The organism is Streptomyces sp. WMMB 714 (assembly GCF_900090125.1).
Lineage (GTDB): Bacteria > Actinomycetota > Actinomycetes > Streptomycetales > Streptomycetaceae > Streptomyces > Streptomyces daqingensis.
In genome coordinates this window covers 1-16,618 of record NZ_FMHJ01000002.1, presented here as the reverse complement: position 1 = coordinate 16,618, position 16,618 = coordinate 1, and the positions used below count along the sequence as shown (strand labels likewise).

The window sequence follows — 16,618 nt, the reverse complement described above, 5'->3', positions numbered from 1 at the left end:
CCCGTACCGCAGTTACTGGGGGCATCCAGCATGGTTCAGCACGGCGACAATCAGCACGGCGGTGAGCAGGAGGAACGCGCCGGCGGCACCGCCGCACGCCCGGAGGGCGCCGCGTCCGGCGCCGCGCCGGCGGGCCACGGCTCCCCGCAGCCGGAGGCCGCCGGGGGCGGCCGTTCCGCGCACGAACCCGCTCCCGTGCCGCTCGTGCGGATCGTGGCGGGGTCGCATCTCGTCACGGTCAACCCCGTCGACGGCAGCGAGATCGAGCCCTGCCCGCCGGACGAACTGCCCGCCGCACCCCGGAAACTGGCTCCCGGCGAGCGTGCCGGGAGCGGCGTCGCGGCCCCCGGCCCCTCGGAGGGCGCGACCGCCGGAGGAGGCGGCGCCGCTCAGGGTGTGTCCGCGATACCGATGCTGGAGCGCGACGAGGAGCGTGACGAACTCGCCCGCGAACTCGCGCGGGGCCGCACCATCCGCCTCACCGGGCCCTCGGGCGTGGGGCGTACCACGCTGCTGGACGCCGTGGCCGAGGACGTCGCCGGGCTCGCCCCCGACGGCGTCGTACGCCTCAACGGCCACCAGCGCACGCCGGAGGACCTGCTGCAGGAGCTGTTCTCCGCGGTGCACGCCGCGTCCCGGCACCGCCCGTCGGACGAGGAGCTGCGGGCCGCGCTGCGCGAGGTCGGTGCAGTCGTCATCGTCGACGACCTCGCCTTCGGAGGCGAGGCGCTCGACCAACTCCTCGACGCCACACCGGAATGCGCGTTCCTCCTCGCCGCCACCCCGGACATCCCGGCGCCCTCCGCGGACGCCCACGTGGAGGACGTCGCGCTGGCCGGCCTCAGCAGGACGGGCTGCCTGGAACTGCTCGAACTCGTCGTCCGGCGCCCCCTGACGAACGAGGAGCTGGACGCGGCGGGAGACCTGTGGTTCGGCGCCGAGGGCGCCATGGAGGGGCTGCCGCTGCGCTTCGTGCAGGCCGGTGCGCTCCTGCGGAACGGCTCGGCCGGGGACTTGACGAGGGCGACGTCCGCGGAGGAGCAGCCCGGGGGCGACGCGCCGCGCGGCCGCACCTCGTCCGGCGGCGCCCGCGGCGTGACCGCCGTCGTGGCCCAGCACCTGTCGCCCGAGGCGCGGGAGGTGCTGCGCTTCGCTCTCGCACTCGGCGGCGAACTCCCGCACCAGAAGCACCTTCCGGCTCTGGTGGGCGAGCCCAAGGCGGCGGACGCCGTCGACGAGCTGGCCGGCGCGGGTCTCATCACCGCCCACGGCCCGCGTCACAAGCTCGCCGCCGGCGTCACCGGGGAGCTGACCGCGGCCGGATTCGCCGACGGGACCCACCACCGGGCGCTGAGCGCCGCGCACCACTACAGCTGGTGGGCGGGCCAGCCTTCGGCCGGCCCCCGCCAGGTCGCCGGCGAGGCCGAGGCGGTGCTCGCGGCCGTGCACGGCGCGCACCGCGGCGGTCACGCCAGTTCGGCGGTGCTGCTGGCGCGTACGGCTGCTCCCATCCTCGCCGTCTCGATGCGCTGGAGCGCCTGGGAGCGGCTGCTGAGGGCCGGGCAGGAAGCCGCGCGGACAGCGGGCGAGGTCGCCCAGGAGGCCTACTTCCACCACGAGTTGGGCGTGCTGGCGCTCTGCACGGGGGAGCTGGAGCGGGCGCGCGTCGAGCTGGAGGCGTCGATAGCGCTGCGCGGCGCGCTCTGGGACCAGCAGGGCACCTACACGGGACGACGGGCGCTGGCCCTCGTCGCGGACCTGGCGGGCGCGGAGAGCGACGAGGCGGCAGCGCCGTACACCGGGCCCGCCATGGAGCCCGAGACCGAGCCCGTGGCCGGCGCCTACGAGCACGCGACGCCCTACGAGCAGGCGACGTCCTACGAGCAGGCGACGCCCTACGGGGAAGCGGCCCCGTACGAGGATGCTGCGGGCCGGACAGGGCTCGACGCCGAACCGGACCCGGGGCCCCGGCCGTCCCGTCTGAGCGCCGCCTTCCGTCAGGGGTCGGGAGCAGCGCCGCGCGCCGCGTACCGGCGCGACGACGACACGACTCCCGTCGTCACGGCCACCGCCGCTTCCCGGGCGGGCGACGGAAGCGCCAAGGTCGACAAGCACGAGAAGGCCGGCCAGTTCGGTGCGGGGACGCACGGCCCGGCAGGCCGTCAGCGGTCCGGCAGGCGCGCCAACATGGCAGCGGCGGGAGCCGGCGCCGTTCTCATGGCCGTACTGGGCGCGATCATGGGCCTCGGCTCTATGCCCGACGACGGCCCCGGCCCCGACGACGGGGGCAACAGGCCGGACGCCTCGACGTCCCAGCCGGACGAGAGCGACCTGAACGCCGACGACCCGGACTCCAGCAGCCCGGCGCGGAAGGCGGACAAGTCCAGGAAGCCCAGCGACGACAGCAGTTCGCCCGAGGCGTCGGACAGCTCGACCCGGCCCGCCCCGAGCGACAGCAGCTCGGAGCCGGAGGAGGACCCGTCGAGCAGCGAGCCGGGCGGCTCCGGTGGTTCGAACGGCAACTCGTCAGGCAACGGCGGTGCCGACGGGGGCGCTGACGGTGGGACCGACGGCGGTGCCGACGGTGGGACCGATGGCGGGACCGACGGTGGTACGGACGGTGGCACCGATGGTGGCGCCGACGGTGGTACGGACGGCGGTGCCGATGGCGGGACCGATGGTGGCGCCGACGGTGGTACGGACGGCGGTGCCGACGGTGGTACGGACGGCGGTGCCGACGGTGGGACCGATGGCGGCGCTGACGGTGGTACGGACGGCGGCACCGACGGTGGTACGGACGGCGGCACCGACGGTGGTACGGACGGCGGGACCGATGCCGGCGGAGGCAGCAACAGCGGTGGAACGTCCGGCGGCACCCCGTCGCCGACCGGCTCTCCGACCGGCTCTCCGACCGGTTCCCCCATCGCCTGACGGACGGCGCCGGGAACGGCCGAACGTACGCCCCGGACTCAGGTCGCGGGGCGTACGGCGCCGCGCGCTTCCTTGCGCACGAACGCCCGCCGCAGCGCGTGGTAAGGCTCTTCCGGGCAGAAGAACTGGCGCCGCATGACGCGCAGTTCCTCCCTGCGGTACTCCGCGAGCGGCTTGTGGGTCTCGTCCTTCCGCAGGGCCGCCGCCTTGCCGGCGATGCGCCCGGCCAGGCCCGGGTCCCGTGCCTCCCGCTCCGCCAGCCGGGCGGTCACCGCGGCGAAGTCCTGCGGGGCAGCGGGAACGAGGCGGTCGACGAGCCCCGCCGCCGCGGCGGCCGCCGCGCTCACCGGTGCCGCCTCGCGCATGAGCCGCGCGGCGGCGGCCTCCCCGGCCCGGCGGGGCAGGGTGTACGTCCAGTACTCGGAGCCGTACAGCCCCATCAGCCGGTAGTGCGGGTTCAGCACCGCCCCCTCACGGCACCACACCTCGTCCGCGGCGAGCGCGAGCATCACTCCGCCCGCCGCCGCGTTGCCGCCGAGCGCAGCGACCACGACGCGGTCGGTGGTCCGGAGCAGGGCCTCGACCAGGTCGTCCATCGCCTGGATGTTCTCCCACGATTCGAGCGCCGGGTCCTCCGCGGCCTCGATGACGCCGAGGTGGATGCCGTTGGAGAAGAAGTCGCGGGGGCTGCCGAAGACGAGTACCGACGTGGGACGGGAGAGGGCGTGCCGGTAGGCCGCGAGCAGGCGGCGGCAGTGGCCGGTGCTCATCGCGCCGCCGGGGAAGGAGAACCACAGGAAGCCCACCCGGCGGCCCGCTCCGCCCTTCTCCTCGTACCGGACGTCCGTCCAGGTCCGCCGCTCCGCGGGCAGAGCCAGCGGGGCGGGCACCTCCGGTACGGCGTGCAGGTGCCGTCCGAGCGCCCGCGCCGCCGGCAGCTTCACCGGGCGCGGGGCGCCCGGTGCGCGCCGGGGCCTGAGCTCGGGGATCCACACCGCGCCGTCCCTCGTCGCACGGCAGATCGCGCCGGCGCGCGTGGCCACGATCTCTCCCGGGGCACCGCGCAGTTCGTCCTCGGGACGGCCGCCGTGGAGGAACCACTCCTCGCCGAACAGCTCGTCGAGCACGCCGGGTTGCGAGTCGGCTGCCCGCAGCTTCCGGAGAACGGCGGCGGAGGGGTCGGCGGCCCAGTCGATACGGCGCCGGCCCTGCCCGTAGTACGGGCGCACGGCCACCTCGGCACCGCCCGCGTGCTGGGACCGGGGCTTGAAGTCGCCCGACGCGTAGCGCTCGACGGCCAGGTGCACGGCGGCTGCCGCCGCGTCGGCGGCCTCGTTGCGGTAGATGTCGCTCTTGCCGTGGGCCGCGTCGTCGGGCATCCGGAAGGGGACGGACGCCCACACGTCCCCCGCGTCCATCTCCGCCTCCGCCTCGAGCACGGTGACCGCCCATTCCCGCGCCCCCGACGCCACCGCCCAGTCGAGAGAGGACGGACCGCGGTCGCCGGGCGGACCGGGATGGACGATGAGACAGGTGTGCGCGGACCACACGTCCCGGGGAATCGCCGTCTTGAGCATGGGCGCGAGGAGAAGTTCGGGGGCGTGACGGCGTACGGCTGTGCGCAGGGCCTCGTCGTCACTCCCGACGACTACGTCCAACTCGTGGCCCCGGTCGGCCAGTTCGGCGTGCACGCGCTGGGTGAGGCTGTTGAACGCGCTGGCCACGAGCAGAATCCGCACCGAACACCTCCGGCTCCGAGGGCGCCGGGGCCGTCCCCAGGCGCAGACAGCCTCGGACGGTAGCCCCGCGAGGGGCGCGGAGGCCCGAGCCGTGCGCGACGAAGGGAGCACATACCTCTTACGAGCGTATGGACCTACGACAAGCGCGACGGCGGCGGGCGGCCACTCCGTCGAATCCGTCGAACCTCGCTGCACTGTCGCGCCGTCGAAGCGGCCAGAGGCGCGGCCCCGGGGCCCGGAGGCATGGCCCCCCGGGCCCGGAGATTTGGCCCCCGGGCCCGGAGACTTGGCCCCGGGCCCCGGACACAGAGCCTCAGGCCGGGGCCCGGGGCCCGGGGCCGGCGGGCCTCAGAAGAGACGCAGCCGGTCGTCCTCGATGCCCCTCAGCGAGTCGTAGTCGAGAGTGACGCACCCGATGCCGCGGTCGGTGGCCAGGACACGGGCCTGCGGCTTGATCTCCTGGGCGGCGAACACGCCCTTGACGGGGGCCAGACGGGGGTCGCGGTTGAGGAGGTCGAGGTAGCGAGTGAGCTGCTCGACGCCGTCGATCTCGCCGCGGCGCTTGATCTCCACCGCGACGGTCGTGCCCGTCTCGTCGCGTCCGAGTATGTCGACGGGGCCGATCGCGGTGGGGTACTCGCGTCGGATGAGGGTCCAGCCCTCGCCGAGGGTCTCCATGCGGTCGGCGAGGAGCTCCTGCAGATGGGCTTCGACGCCGTCCTTGATGAGGCCGGGATCGGTGCCGAGTTCGTGTGAGGAGTCGTGCAGGATCTCCTCCATCGTGATGATCAGTTTCTCGCCCGCCTTGTTCTCCACCGTCCAGACGGCGTCGGAGCCGTCCTCGGACTCCTTCACGGTGCACGGAGGGGACATCCAGTTGAGGGGCTTGTAGGCGCGGTCGTCCGCGTGGACGGAGACGGATCCGTCGGCCTTGACCAGGATGAGACGCGGAGCCAGGGGGAGATGAGCGGTGAGCCTGCCGGCGTAGTCGACCGAGCAACGGGCGATGACGAGACGCATGGTCGGTCACGCTAGCGGAAGCAACGCCCCCGATGCGATTCGCCCTTGATCCACCTGTTCGACTGTGGCCGGATGTATGCCCATTCGCATGGTGCGGTCACTCTCCGCCCCTTAACGTTAACGATGGGGGGTGTCGCCGTACGGAATCGTGTCATCACGCGTCGCCGTCACGGGTCCCTCCAAACCATCAGGCAGACCCCTATATCCCCAGGGGTCGCGAGAGGAGAACCCCATGTCGCTCGACGTCCCACCGGCACTACTGGAACAGGCGGAACGGGGCGAGGTCGACGAGAAGGACTTCGTCGACTGCGTCCGTTCCTCCCTGCCGTTCGCCTGGGAGATGATCACCTCCCTGGTGGCTCAACTGAAGGTGGACGGCGGCGAGTTCGCCGACAACCAGACGCCGCCCCCGGACGAGCAGGCCCGGGGTCAGCTGCTGCGCGCACTCGCCAGCGACGCGATACGCGGCGCGCTGGAGCGGCACTTCGGTGTGCGTCTCGCCTTCCAGAACTGCCACCGGGTGGCGGTCTTCCCGCTGGACTCCTCGGTGGACGAGCGGCTGGCCCGCTTCACGTCCGTCCGAGGGCAGCTGCTGAACCAGTCGCCGACGCTCCGCGACTGCTGAGCTGACCGGACGCCGCGATCAGGCAGGCGGCACGCCGAGGCTCGGCGGAGGTCTCACTGCGCAGAGGGGAGCTGCGTAAGGACCTCTTCGCCCAGCCGCTGTACGTTCCGCTCGGTCGCCGCCAGGTCGCCCGTCCCCTCGACGAGCAGGGCGTACCGGTTGATTCCGGTGCGCTCGCTCGTCGCCGCCAGCCGGTCCGCGCACAGCTCGGGCGTCCCCACAGGGTGCAGCCCGCACAGCAGATCGGTGTAGCCGTGCGGATCGCGCATCGTCCGCTGGCGGCCGTCCACAGTGCGGTGCGCGCCGAGACCTGCGCGGAACCAGCCGGGCATGGACTTCTTCAGAGCCTCGACCGCCTCCGCGGTGTCGTCCGCGACCTGGGCCACCCCCGCGGCGACGTGGAGCGACGCCGTTCGTTCGATGTCGTCGAGGCTGTGCCCGGCCTCCCTCGCCTCGCGCCGCCACATCGCGACGGCCTCGGCCTTCTCCCCGTCGTCGCAGTGCATGCCCAGCAGCATCGGCAGGGCACGCCGCGCCGCGACACGGACCGTGCCGGGTGAGGTGCAGGCGACGACGACCCCGGGGCGGGCCGGAGGGCCGTTCCGTGCGGCGTCGCCGACGGGAAGCAGAGGCTCGTCGCAGCGGGGCACGACCTCGACCTCGCGGAACTGGTAGCGCTCCCCGTCGGTGCCCACGCGTGCTTCGCGCAGCCAGCGCATCAGCAGGTCCAGCGATTCGGGGAAGCCGTGCTCGTACGCGTCGAGGCCGCCGCCGAGGACTTCCAGGTCGACCCAGGGGCCGCCCCTTCCGACGCCGAGCACGAAGCGCCCCCCGGAGGTCAGGTGCAGCAGGGCGGCCTGCTCCCCGAGCGCGACGGGGTGGGTGTTCGGCAGCACCGTGACGGCCGTGCCCACGTCGATGCGGCGGGTGCGACCCAGCAGCAGCGCGGCGAGCGTCACGGCGGAAGGGCAGACCCCGTACGGCACGAAGTGGTGTTCGGCGAGCCAGACGGAGTCGAGACCTGAGGACTCCGCCACCTCTGCGGTGCGGATCGCGCGGTGCAGCGGCTCCCTCTGGCTCTGCCCGGGGAACTGTGCGGCCAGCACGAAAGCTCCAACTCGCATGCTGCTCCCTCCTCTTGGGCTTTGCGGGCGCCCAACAGGCAATAACGGCTGACACGTGCCAAGGGCACGGCCTGGTGCGCGCATTCTTCCGATGAACGGCTCTCCACGACAGGGGAGTTGACAGAACGGCCCGCCGTCTGAGCGGGGCTGCGCGCATCCGGTTGATTCATGGCTACGCTGGAAGACCCCCGGTTCCGAGCTGTCGAGGTGTCCTGTGTCCCCGCGTCGTAACCGTCCCCGCGGCGGTGCACCGAGATCTTCCGCGTCCGCGGGCGGCGTCCGCGGAAGCGAGACGGGCCCGCGGTACGGGCTGGAGCGCACGGAGGAGTGGCGCGGGGAGGACTGGGCCGTGCGCCACGTCGGCGGTACGACGGGCAAGCTCTACCGGTGCCCCGGCTGCGACCAGGAGATCCCGGCCGTCCCGCACGTGGTGGCCTGGCCGCGCACGGGCGACGTCGACGACCGGCGGCACTGGCACAAGGCCTGCTGGAACGCGCGGGACCGCCGGAGCGTGCGCGTCCAGCGGTCGCGCAACGCGCCGCGGTACTGAGCCCCGCCGAGGCCGGACGGCCCCTGCCCCGGCCCCGGAGGGCCGCGGGGGCGCAGTGCCTCAGCGCGCGCACGTCAGTCCCGCGCCTCCTCCCCGTCCGAGGCGCCCTGCCGCGCCCCTGCCCGGCTCTGCTGCTCCCGCTCCCGCGCGCGCAGCCTCTCCCTCTGCGGTACGACCGTGTACTTGGGGTCCTTCGAGGACGCCATCCCGGCCTGGAAGACGCCGAGCCGCGTGCACGCCGAGGCGGCGAGCAGCGCCGCCCCCGAGACGCCCGCGGCGACGCGGCTGCGCCCCGCGAGCAGCGCCGCCCCGGCCGCGCCCGCGGCGGACAGGGCTTCGGCGGCACGCATCCAGCGGCCGCCGCCGCCCTCCCGGTAGACCTCGGCGACGAGGCCCAGCCTGCGCTCCATCGCCTTGACCGCCGCGTTCTCCAGGGCCGTCGCCGCGAGGGCGGCGGTGCGGGCGGGGCCGTTCTCCGCGAGCGGGGAGGCCATCAGGGCCGCTCCCGAGGCAGCGGCGGCTGCCGAACCGACGAAGACGAAGGGGAGTTCGCGGTATCCGTCGTGCCACGCGGGCACCGCGGTGTCCGACGCGAGCACCGCCGTGTACGCGGCCACCGCCGGGCCGAGCAGCGCCGCGCCCACCGACGCCGTACGTCCGAGGCGGGGGAGCCGCCCGCTCGCCGCGCACAGGCCGGCGGTTCCCGCGGCCGGACCGTACGCCGCGAGCAGCCAGGAGCCCACGCTCATGGGCGAGGTGGGCTTGAGGACCCGCAGCATGTTCGCGAAGCGGCCGGGGCGGCCGAGGTCGTGGATGAGGGCCGCGGCCGAGCCGGCGATCGACACCGCCGAGGAGACCTTCAGCGCACGGGCCGTCACGGGCCGGCCGGTCAGTTCGGCCCCGGCCGCGAGGACGGACCCCGCTCCGGCCAGGCCGCCGAGGAAGAAGTACCCGGCGATGTTCTGCGCCTTCCACGCCGGCTGGTTGAGCACGGGCCGGCCGTAGTACGAGGTGAACTCGGCCTCGGGCACCATCGGCTGCTCGCCCTTGCGGCGCTTGCGCCCGGCCCGTCCGCCGCGGTGCCTGCCGCCGGAGCCGGAGCCGCCCTCGCTGCGGCCCCCGGTGAGGTCGTGTCCGCCGACGAGCGCAGCCCGGCCGGGACGTTCACCCCGCACGCCGTCCTTCGTCACGTCGGAGATGCTGCCGTCCCGCCGCAGCCGCGCCGGGTCCTCGTAGATCTCCCCGTACGGGCGGTGGCCGTTGTGCCGCACGTCCTCGCCCTGCCCGCGGGGGGCGTCCGCGTCGCCGCTCATCGCCGGAACCTCCTCGTCGTCGCGGTGCTGCGTCCGTGCGCGGCGAAGACGGCCGCGAGCCCGCCGAGCAGGGCCAGCGCCGCCGCTCCCGCGTGCCGCCACATGTCGGGCAGGTCGCGCGTCGTGACGACCGGGTCGGGCGGCAGCCCGTACACCTCCGGATCGTCGAGGAGCAGGAAGAACGCGCCGTCGCCACCGACTCCGTCGTCGGGGTCGTGTCCGTACAGCCGGGCGTCGCTCACGCCCGCCTCCCGGAGCTGGGTGACGCGGGCTTCCGCCCGCTCGCGCAGCTCCTCCAGGGGGCCGAACTGGATGGAGTCCGTCGGGCACGCCTTCGCGCAGGCGGGTTCCTGGCCGGCGCCGAGGCGGTCGTAGCACATCGTGCACTTGAACGCCCGCCCGTCGTGGGGGCGTTGCTCGATGACGCCGTAGGGGCAGGCGGGCACGCAGTAGCCGCAGCCGTTGCAGATGTCCTCCTGCACGACGACGGTGCCGAACTCGGTGCGGAAGAGCGAACCCGTGGGGCACACGTCCAGGCAGGCGGCGTGCGTGCAGTGCTTGCACACGTCCGAGGACATCAGCCAGCGCAGTTCGGTGCGGCCGTCGGCCTCGGGTGGACCCGGCGCGTCCGGGGCGCCGCCGGCCGCGTGCGGCTGCGCCGCCGCGCTTCCGGTGGGGATCTCGGAGGCGAGCGCGAGGACGTCCATGCCGCTGTGGTCGACGTCCGCGTGGGCGTGCCCGAGGGGCTTGCTCTGCTCGATGAAGGCGACGTGCCGCCACGTCGAGGCGCCCAGGCCCTGCGAGTTGTCGTAGCTCATCCCGGTGAGGTCGAGGCCGTCCTCCGGGATGGCGTTCCACTCCTTGCACGCCACCTCGCACGCCTTGCAGCCGATGCACACGGAGGTGTCGGTGAAGAAGCCGACGCGCGGCGGGTGTCCGGAGTGGCCGGCGTCGCCCGCCGGGTCGTCCTCCGGGCCGGCGAGCAGGTTCCGTCCCACGAGTGAACCGCCGGTGCCGGTGCCGCCGCCGGTCAGGGAGTCGGTCATCCCCGCGCCTCCGTTCCTGTCGCCTCGCTGACGCCGCCGCGCTCCCGGTACTCGCGGACGAGCTGGAGCAGTTCCGGGCCGCGCGGGCGGCGGCCGGGGCGGATGTCGGCGGTCAGCGCCTTCACTTCCTGGATGTGCACGTTCGGGTCGAGCGCGATCGACGTCAGCTCGTTGGCCGAGTCGCCGGTGCTGTAGCCGTTGCGGCCCCAGTGGTACGGCAGGCCGATCTGGTGGACGGTGCGTCCGCCCGCCCGCAGCGGCGACATCCGCTCGGTGACCAGCACCCGTGCCTCGATCGCGCTGCGTGCGGTGACGATGGTGGCCCAGCCGGCGTGCTCCAGGCCGCGTTCGGCGGCGAGCTCCGGGGAGACCTCGCAGAAGAACTCCGGCTGGAGTTCCGCCAGATACGGCGTCCAGCGGGTCATGCCGCCCGCGGTGAAGTGCTCGGTGAGCCGGTACGTCGTCACCACGTACGGATAGACGTCCGAGCCGGGCTCCGTTCCGCTGTTGTGGTACCGGTTGCCCTCGCGGGAGAAGAACTCGCGCACGGGGCTGCGCTGCTGGCGCGGGTAGACCGGGTTGGCGACGGGGGAGTCCTGCGGCTCGTAGTGCGTGGGCAGCGGGCCGTCGAGGAGCCCGGCCGGTGCGTACAGCCAGCCCTTCCCGTCGGCCTGCATGATGAACGGATCGACGCCGCTGATCGCGTCCGGTCCCGTGGCGCCCGGCTCGGGGCGGTAGGAGGGCGGCCGGTCCGCGATGAAGTCGGCGTTGTCGTGGCCCGTCCAGCGGCCCTGCTTCCCGTCCCACCACACCAGCGCCTTGCGGTCGCTCCACGGGTTGCCGGCGGGGTCGGCGGAGGCGCGGTTGTAGAGGATGCGGCGGTTGGCGGGCCAGGACCAGGCCCATTCGGCGGCGACCCAGTCCTGCTCCGTGTGCGGCTTCTTGCGGGCGGCCTGGTTGACGCCGTCGGCGTAGACACCGCAGTAGATCCAGCAGCCGCAGGACGTGGAACCGTCGTCCTTCAACTGCTGGTAGCCGGAGAGCGGTTCGCCTCCGGCGCCGTAGCCGTTGATCTCCGCGAGCACGGCCTCGGCGCTGGGCTCGTCCAGCCGGCCCTCGGTCGGGTAGTCCCAGGTGAGGTCGAGCAGCGGACGGTCCATCGGGTCGGTGGAGTCCTCGAGGCGCTCCCTGATGCGCTTGCCCAGGTGGTACACGAACCACAGGTCGCTGCGCGCCTCGCCGTCGGGCTCCTTCGCCGGCTCGTGCCACTGCACGTACCGGTTGGTGTTGGTGAAGGAGCCCGCCTTCTCGGTGTGCGAGGCCGCGGGGAAGAAGAAGACCTCGGTGCCGATGTCCTCCGTGCGCAGCTCCCCGCTCTCGATCTCGGGCCCGTCCTTCCACCACGTCGCCGATTCGACGAGCGAGAAGTCGCGGACGACCTGCCATTCCAGCTTGGCCATCCCCAGGCGCTGCATGCGGGAGTTGGCGGACCCGACGGCCGGGTTCTCGCCCATCAGGAAGTAGCCCTTGCAGATGCCGTCGAGCTGGTTCAGCACGGTCTCGTAGGTGCTGTGCGAGCCGGTGAGGCGCGGAAGGTGGTCGAAGCAGTAGTCGTTGTCCTCGGTGGCGGCGTCGCCCCAGTACGCCTTCATCAGGCTGACGAGGTAGGAGCGCATGTTGCCCCAGAAGCCCTTGTCCGCCTGTACCGCCCGCACGAACGTGTCGAGGTCCTCCTCCTCGTGGGCGTGCGGCATCGGGATGTACCCGGGAAGCAGGTTGAACAGGGTCGGGATGTCGCTGGACCCCTGGATGCTGGCGTGGCCGCGCAGGGCCTGGATGCCGCCGCCGGGACGCCCGATGTTGCCCAGGAGGAGCTGCAGGATGCAGGCGGTGCGGATGTACTGGGCGCCGACCGTGTGCTGCGTCCAGCCGACCGCGTAGCAGAACTCGCTGGTGCGGTCGGGCCCGGAGTTGTCCACCAGGGCGCGGCAGACCTCCAGGAAGGTCTCCTGCGGGATGCCGCAGGTCTCCTCGACCATCTCCGGGGTGTAGCGGGCGAAGTGGCGCTTGAGGATCTGGTAGACGCAGCGCGGGTCCTGGAGCGTCCGGTCCTGCCGGGACTCCGCCTCCACTTCGAGGCCGGGCCCGCCCGAGCCGTGCGACTCCGCCTTGCCCGCGGACGTCGGGGTGCGCGGCGTGCCGCGCGCGCCGGAGGTCTTCCCGTCCCGCCCGGTCCCCTCCGTACGCTCGTCGTACAGCGCGTCCCGCTCGCCGGAGGCGGCCTGTATCGTCCCGCCGCCCTCGTACTGCCAGCTGTCCATGTCGTACCGGCCGGTCTCCGGGTCGAAGCCGGAGAAGAGGCCGTCGAGGTCCTCGGTGTCCTGGAACTCCTCGCTGACGATCGTGGACGCGTTGGTGTACTCGAGGACGTACTCGCGGAAGTCCGAACCGGTGCTCAACACGTGGTTGACGATCCCGCCGAGGAAGGCGATGTCGGTGCCCGCCCGGATCGGGACGTACAGGTCGGCGAGCGCGCTCGTACGGGTGAAGCGCGGGTCGACGTGGATGACCTTGGCGCCGCGTGCCTTCGCCTCCATCACCCACTGGAAGCCCACCGGGTGCGCCTCGGCGAAGTTGGAGCCCTCGATGACGATGCAGTCGGAGTTCTGCAGATCCTGCAGGAACGTCGTGGCGCCTCCGCGTCCGAAGGAGGTGCCGAGGCCGGCGACGGTCGAGCTGTGGCAGATGCGGGCCTGGTTCTCGATCTGCACCACGCCGAGGGCCGTGAAGAGCTTCTTGATCAGGTAGTTCTCTTCGTTGTCGAGCGCCGCGCCGCCCAGCGTCGCCAGGCCGAGTGTGCGGTTCACGGGCAGACCCTCGTGCTCCCACTGCCACGATTCGCGCCGCGTGCGGATGACGCGCTCCGCCACCATGTCCATGGCGGTGTCGAGATCCAGCCGTTCCCAGTCCGTGCCGTACGGGCGCCGGTAGAGGACCTCGTGGCGGCGGGACTCGCCCGTCGTCAGCTGCAGCGTCGCCGAACCCTTGGGGCACAGGCGTCCGCGGCTGACGGGGGAGTCGGGATCGCCCTCGATCTGGACGACCTCGCCGTCCTCGACGTAGACGTTCTGGCCGCATCCCACCGCGCAGTACGGGCAGACCGACTTCACGACCTTCCCGGCGGTCTCCGTCCTGGGCCGCAACCCGCGTGTACGGGCCGAACTGGCGGCCGCCCCGCGGCCCAGCGGATCGTCCCCGGTCAGCTGCCGGTACACCGGCCAGTTCTCGATCCAGGTGCGTACACCCATCACCCGACCTCCGTCCGCGCGGTCACGTCGTCGCGCCGGAGGGGTGCCCCTCTCGCGGGTCTTTACGCGTGCCGGCCGGCGTTCCGCCCGGACGGGACGCCGGCCGGCGTACGCCACGGCTGGTCGGAGCGCCGGACGGGCCGACGGGCCGTCAGACCGGTCGGACGGAGTGCCGCAAGGCTGCCGGACCGCGGCGCCGGACGGGGCTTCGCACGCCCCGCCGGACCGTCGGAAGTCCCGGCTGGACCGCCGTCAGACGTCCCGGCTGTTGAGCATGGCGTACGCGGCGGCGAGCGCGACCGCCGTGACCGCCGCGAGGATGCCGAGCAGCGGCCATCCGGTGGCGTTCTGGTCCTCGCCCGCCATCGGCATGCGGTAGAGCGAGGCCAGGCCGTTCAGCGGGGAGTACTCCACGAGGAACTCGCGGACCTTGCGCAGCGACTCGCCCGCCATGAACAGCGACATCACCAGCGGCAGCAGGACGAGGCCGAGCATGGCGGTGATCGCTCCCGCCGAATGCCTCATCAGGGCCCCGACGGCCAGGGCCAGCAGCCCCAGCAGCGCGACGTACAGACCGGCGCCGACCGTGGCGCCGAGCCACTGGCTGCTGTCCGCGACGAGCCGGCCGGCCTCGATGGAGCCCTCGAACTCCTCCATCTGCCGTGCGAAGGGCGGGATCTCCTGGTCGCTCAGCAGCGCCGAGTTGATGAGCGCGGTGATGGTGCAGGCGACCGTCGTCATGCAGAAGGCGAGCAGGAAGAAGATCAGGGACTTCGCGACGAGCACCCGGCCCCGGTTGGGGCAGGCCGTCATGGTGGTGCGGATCATGCCGGTGCCGTACTCGGAGGTGATCACCAGCACGCCGAGGGTGATGATGCAGATCTGGCCGAGCATCAGGCCGAAGAGCCCCGGCGCGAGGAGCGGCATGCCGGTGAACGTGCCGCCGCTCAGGCCGAGCGCGGTGAGCAGGCCGATCCCGACGGTGAGCAGGAACATCACGCCGAGCGTCCACACCGTCGAGCGCACCGAGCGGATCTTCGTCCACTCCGAGGCGACGGCGTGGCCGAGGTGGGTGCGCCGGAGCGGGATGGGGGACGCGTAGCCCACGGCGGCCCCAGCCATGGGATGTGCCTGCGGTGCCACGGGGTTCTGCTGCCCCGGAGGGCCCTGCTGCGGCTGGTGCTCCCCGTTCCGGGGCGGCTGCTGGGGCTGCTGGTCGGGGGTGGTCATCGGGCGTCGTCCTCGCTGCTGTCGGACCGGGAAGCGTCGTCGGAGGGCTCCTGGCGCGCCGCGGGAGCGGGCTGCGGGGCGGGAGCGGGCTGCGGGGCCGGGGCGGGCGGCGGCGCCTGCGCGGCCTGCGGCTGCTGCGGCGGCGTGTGCCACGCCTGGCCGGAGGCCGGTGCCTGCGAGGCGCCGTACGGGCCGGGCTGCCCGCCGGGGACGCCCGGAGCGGCACCGGGGACGGCGCCCGGCGCGGGGCCGTACCCCGGAGCGCCGGCGTGCGGTTCTCCCTGAAGGGGCGCCCCGAGCGGGGGCGCGCCCCAGCCGCCCGGCCCGCCGGGAGCACCCGGGACGGGCGGCGGCCCCTGCGGCCCGGCGGGAACCCCGGGCTGAGCGGCCGGCTGCATGTGCAGTCCGGCGCGCTGGTCGGTGCTGGAGCGGTAGTCCACGGCGCCCTGCGTGAGCCGCATGTACGCCTCCTCCAGGGACGCCTGATGGGGCGAGAGCTCCCACAGCCGTACGTCCGCGCTGTGCGCCAAGTCGCTGATCTGCGGAAGCGGAAGACCGCTCACCCGCATCGCGCCGTCCCCCTCCTGCTGGACCTGCCCGCCCGCCTCCTTCACCGCGGACTGCAGCTTCTCCCGCTGCTCCGGCTCGCCCTCGGGCGTACGGACGCGGGCGAAGCCCACCGAGTTCTGGGCGATGAACTGCTTGACGGACGTGTCCGCCATCAACTGCCCGCGCCCGATGACGATCAGGTGCTCGGCGGTCAGCGCCATCTCGCTCATCAGGTGCGACGAGACGAAGACGGTGCGTCCCTCGGCGGCGAGCTGCTTCATCAGATTCCGCACCCAGAGGATGCCTTCGGGGTCGAGCCCGTTGACGGGCTCGTCGAACAGGAGCACCTGCGGGTCGCCCAGCAGGGCAGCGGCGATGCCCAGGCGCTGCCCCATGCCGAGCGAGAAACCCTGGGAGCGCTTCCTGGCCACCTGCTTGAGGCCCACGACGTCGAGCACCTCGTCCACCCGGCGGGCGGGGATGCCCGACAGCTGCGCCAGCGAGAGCAGATGGCTGCGCGCCGACCGTCCGCCGTGCACCGCCTTCGCGTCCAGCAGGGCACCTACCTGGCGAGGCGCGTTGGGCAGCCGGCGGAAGGGGTGGCCGCCGATGGTCACCCTGCCGGCAGTCGGGTCGTCCAGTCCGAGGATCATGCGCATCGTCGTGGACTTGCCGGAGCCGTTCGGCCCCAGGAAGCCCGTGACCGTGCCCGGCCGTACCTGGAAGGACAGGTTGTAGACGGCCGTCTTGGCGCCGTAGCGCTTCGTCAGGCCGTACGCCTCGATCATCCGCTTCGTCCCTGGACGCAGTTCGGGGCTGGTCGCCCCCGGGCATGGCCTAGGAGGTTACAAGCCCGCCGATCGGTTCCATCCGGTGGTTCGTACAAGCTCTCCGGCGGCGCCGGGCGCCCGTGGCGGGCCCCGATACCCGGACGCCGCACGGGAGTCGGTGCCCCGGTCCTGCCCTGCCGGGCCCTGCCGGGCCCTGCCCGGGCGGCGGACCCTAGGGCGTGTCTCAAAGTCCCGTCTGGGACGCGGTGTCTGGCACGCACGCTGGCTGCGTTGTCGGTCGTCGGCGCAGCCCGCTGCGCTCTCCTCCCTCCGCCTTGCGATCGCACGCACCAGACGCCGCGTCCCCCGGCCTACGGCCGGACGACGCTACTTTGAGACACGCCCTAGGTGTA

The 16,618-nt window shown here is 73.3% G+C and carries 11 protein-coding genes; 3 read left to right on the top strand and 8 right to left on the bottom strand.

The window, feature by feature from the left end; all coding sequences use genetic code 11:
* Positions 1–30: 30 nt before the first annotated feature.
* A complete protein-coding gene (locus H181DRAFT_RS02805) occupies positions 31–2,931 on the top strand; it encodes an ATP-binding protein (RefSeq protein ID WP_052708428.1) in 2,901 nt (966 codons plus the stop codon).
* 38 nt (positions 2,932–2,969) lie between these two features.
* Here H181DRAFT_RS02805 and H181DRAFT_RS02800 read toward each other — a convergent pair whose 3' ends face one another.
* Positions 2,970–4,670, bottom strand: a complete 1,701-nt coding sequence (locus H181DRAFT_RS02800) for an enoyl-CoA hydratase-related protein (RefSeq protein WP_045862605.1) — start codon at positions 4,668–4,670, stop codon at positions 2,970–2,972.
* Between the two features lie 348 nt (positions 4,671–5,018).
* Positions 5,019–5,690, bottom strand: coding sequence for an endonuclease NucS (gene nucS, locus H181DRAFT_RS02795; protein WP_045862604.1), 672 nt, complete (start codon positions 5,688–5,690; stop codon positions 5,019–5,021).
* 232 nt (positions 5,691–5,922) lie between these two features.
* Here nucS and H181DRAFT_RS02790 point away from each other — a divergent pair, with 232 nt between their 5' ends.
* Positions 5,923–6,315, top strand: a complete 393-nt coding sequence (locus H181DRAFT_RS02790; RefSeq protein ID WP_045862603.1) for an SCO5389 family protein — start codon at positions 5,923–5,925, stop codon at positions 6,313–6,315.
* A 53-nt stretch (positions 6,316–6,368) separates the two neighbouring features.
* Here H181DRAFT_RS02790 and H181DRAFT_RS02785 read toward each other — a convergent pair whose 3' ends face one another.
* Positions 6,369–7,439, bottom strand: coding sequence for an LLM class flavin-dependent oxidoreductase (locus H181DRAFT_RS02785; protein ID WP_045862602.1), 1,071 nt, complete (start codon positions 7,437–7,439; stop codon positions 6,369–6,371).
* Positions 7,440–7,653: 214 nt separating this feature from the next.
* Here H181DRAFT_RS02785 and H181DRAFT_RS02780 point away from each other — a divergent pair, with 214 nt between their 5' ends.
* Positions 7,654–7,989: a hypothetical protein gene (locus tag H181DRAFT_RS02780; protein ID WP_045862601.1), complete on the top strand. Its 336-nt coding sequence runs from the start codon at positions 7,654–7,656 to the stop codon at positions 7,987–7,989.
* A gap of 74 nt (positions 7,990–8,063) precedes the next feature.
* Here the strand turns inward: H181DRAFT_RS02780 and nrfD are convergent, their stop codons facing one another.
* From nrfD to H181DRAFT_RS02755, 5 genes are all read right to left on the bottom strand, one after another.
* Positions 8,064–9,023, bottom strand: coding sequence for an NrfD/PsrC family molybdoenzyme membrane anchor subunit (nrfD, locus tag H181DRAFT_RS02775; protein WP_254666705.1), 960 nt, complete (start codon positions 9,021–9,023; stop codon positions 8,064–8,066).
* 275 nt (positions 9,024–9,298) lie between these two features.
* Complete coding sequence (locus H181DRAFT_RS02770) at positions 9,299–10,348, bottom strand: 4Fe-4S dicluster domain-containing protein (RefSeq protein WP_045862600.1); 1,050 nt, start codon at positions 10,346–10,348, stop codon at positions 9,299–9,301.
* Positions 10,345–13,656, bottom strand: coding sequence for a formate dehydrogenase (fdh, locus tag H181DRAFT_RS02765; RefSeq protein ID WP_045862599.1), 3,312 nt, complete (start codon positions 13,654–13,656; stop codon positions 10,345–10,347). Before fdh ends, H181DRAFT_RS02770 begins: the two co-directional genes overlap by 4 nt.
* 252 nt (positions 13,657–13,908) lie before the next feature.
* Positions 13,909–14,886, bottom strand: coding sequence for an ABC transporter permease subunit (locus tag H181DRAFT_RS02760; RefSeq protein ID WP_045862598.1), 978 nt, complete (start codon positions 14,884–14,886; stop codon positions 13,909–13,911).
* The gene (locus H181DRAFT_RS02755; RefSeq protein ID WP_045862597.1) at positions 14,883–16,223 is read right to left on the bottom strand and encodes an ABC transporter ATP-binding protein; all 1,341 of its coding nucleotides are present in this window, start codon (positions 16,221–16,223) and stop codon (positions 14,883–14,885) included. The genes H181DRAFT_RS02760 and H181DRAFT_RS02755 overlap by 4 nt, the downstream gene beginning before the upstream one ends.
* Between the last annotated feature and the right edge of the window lie 395 nt (positions 16,224–16,618).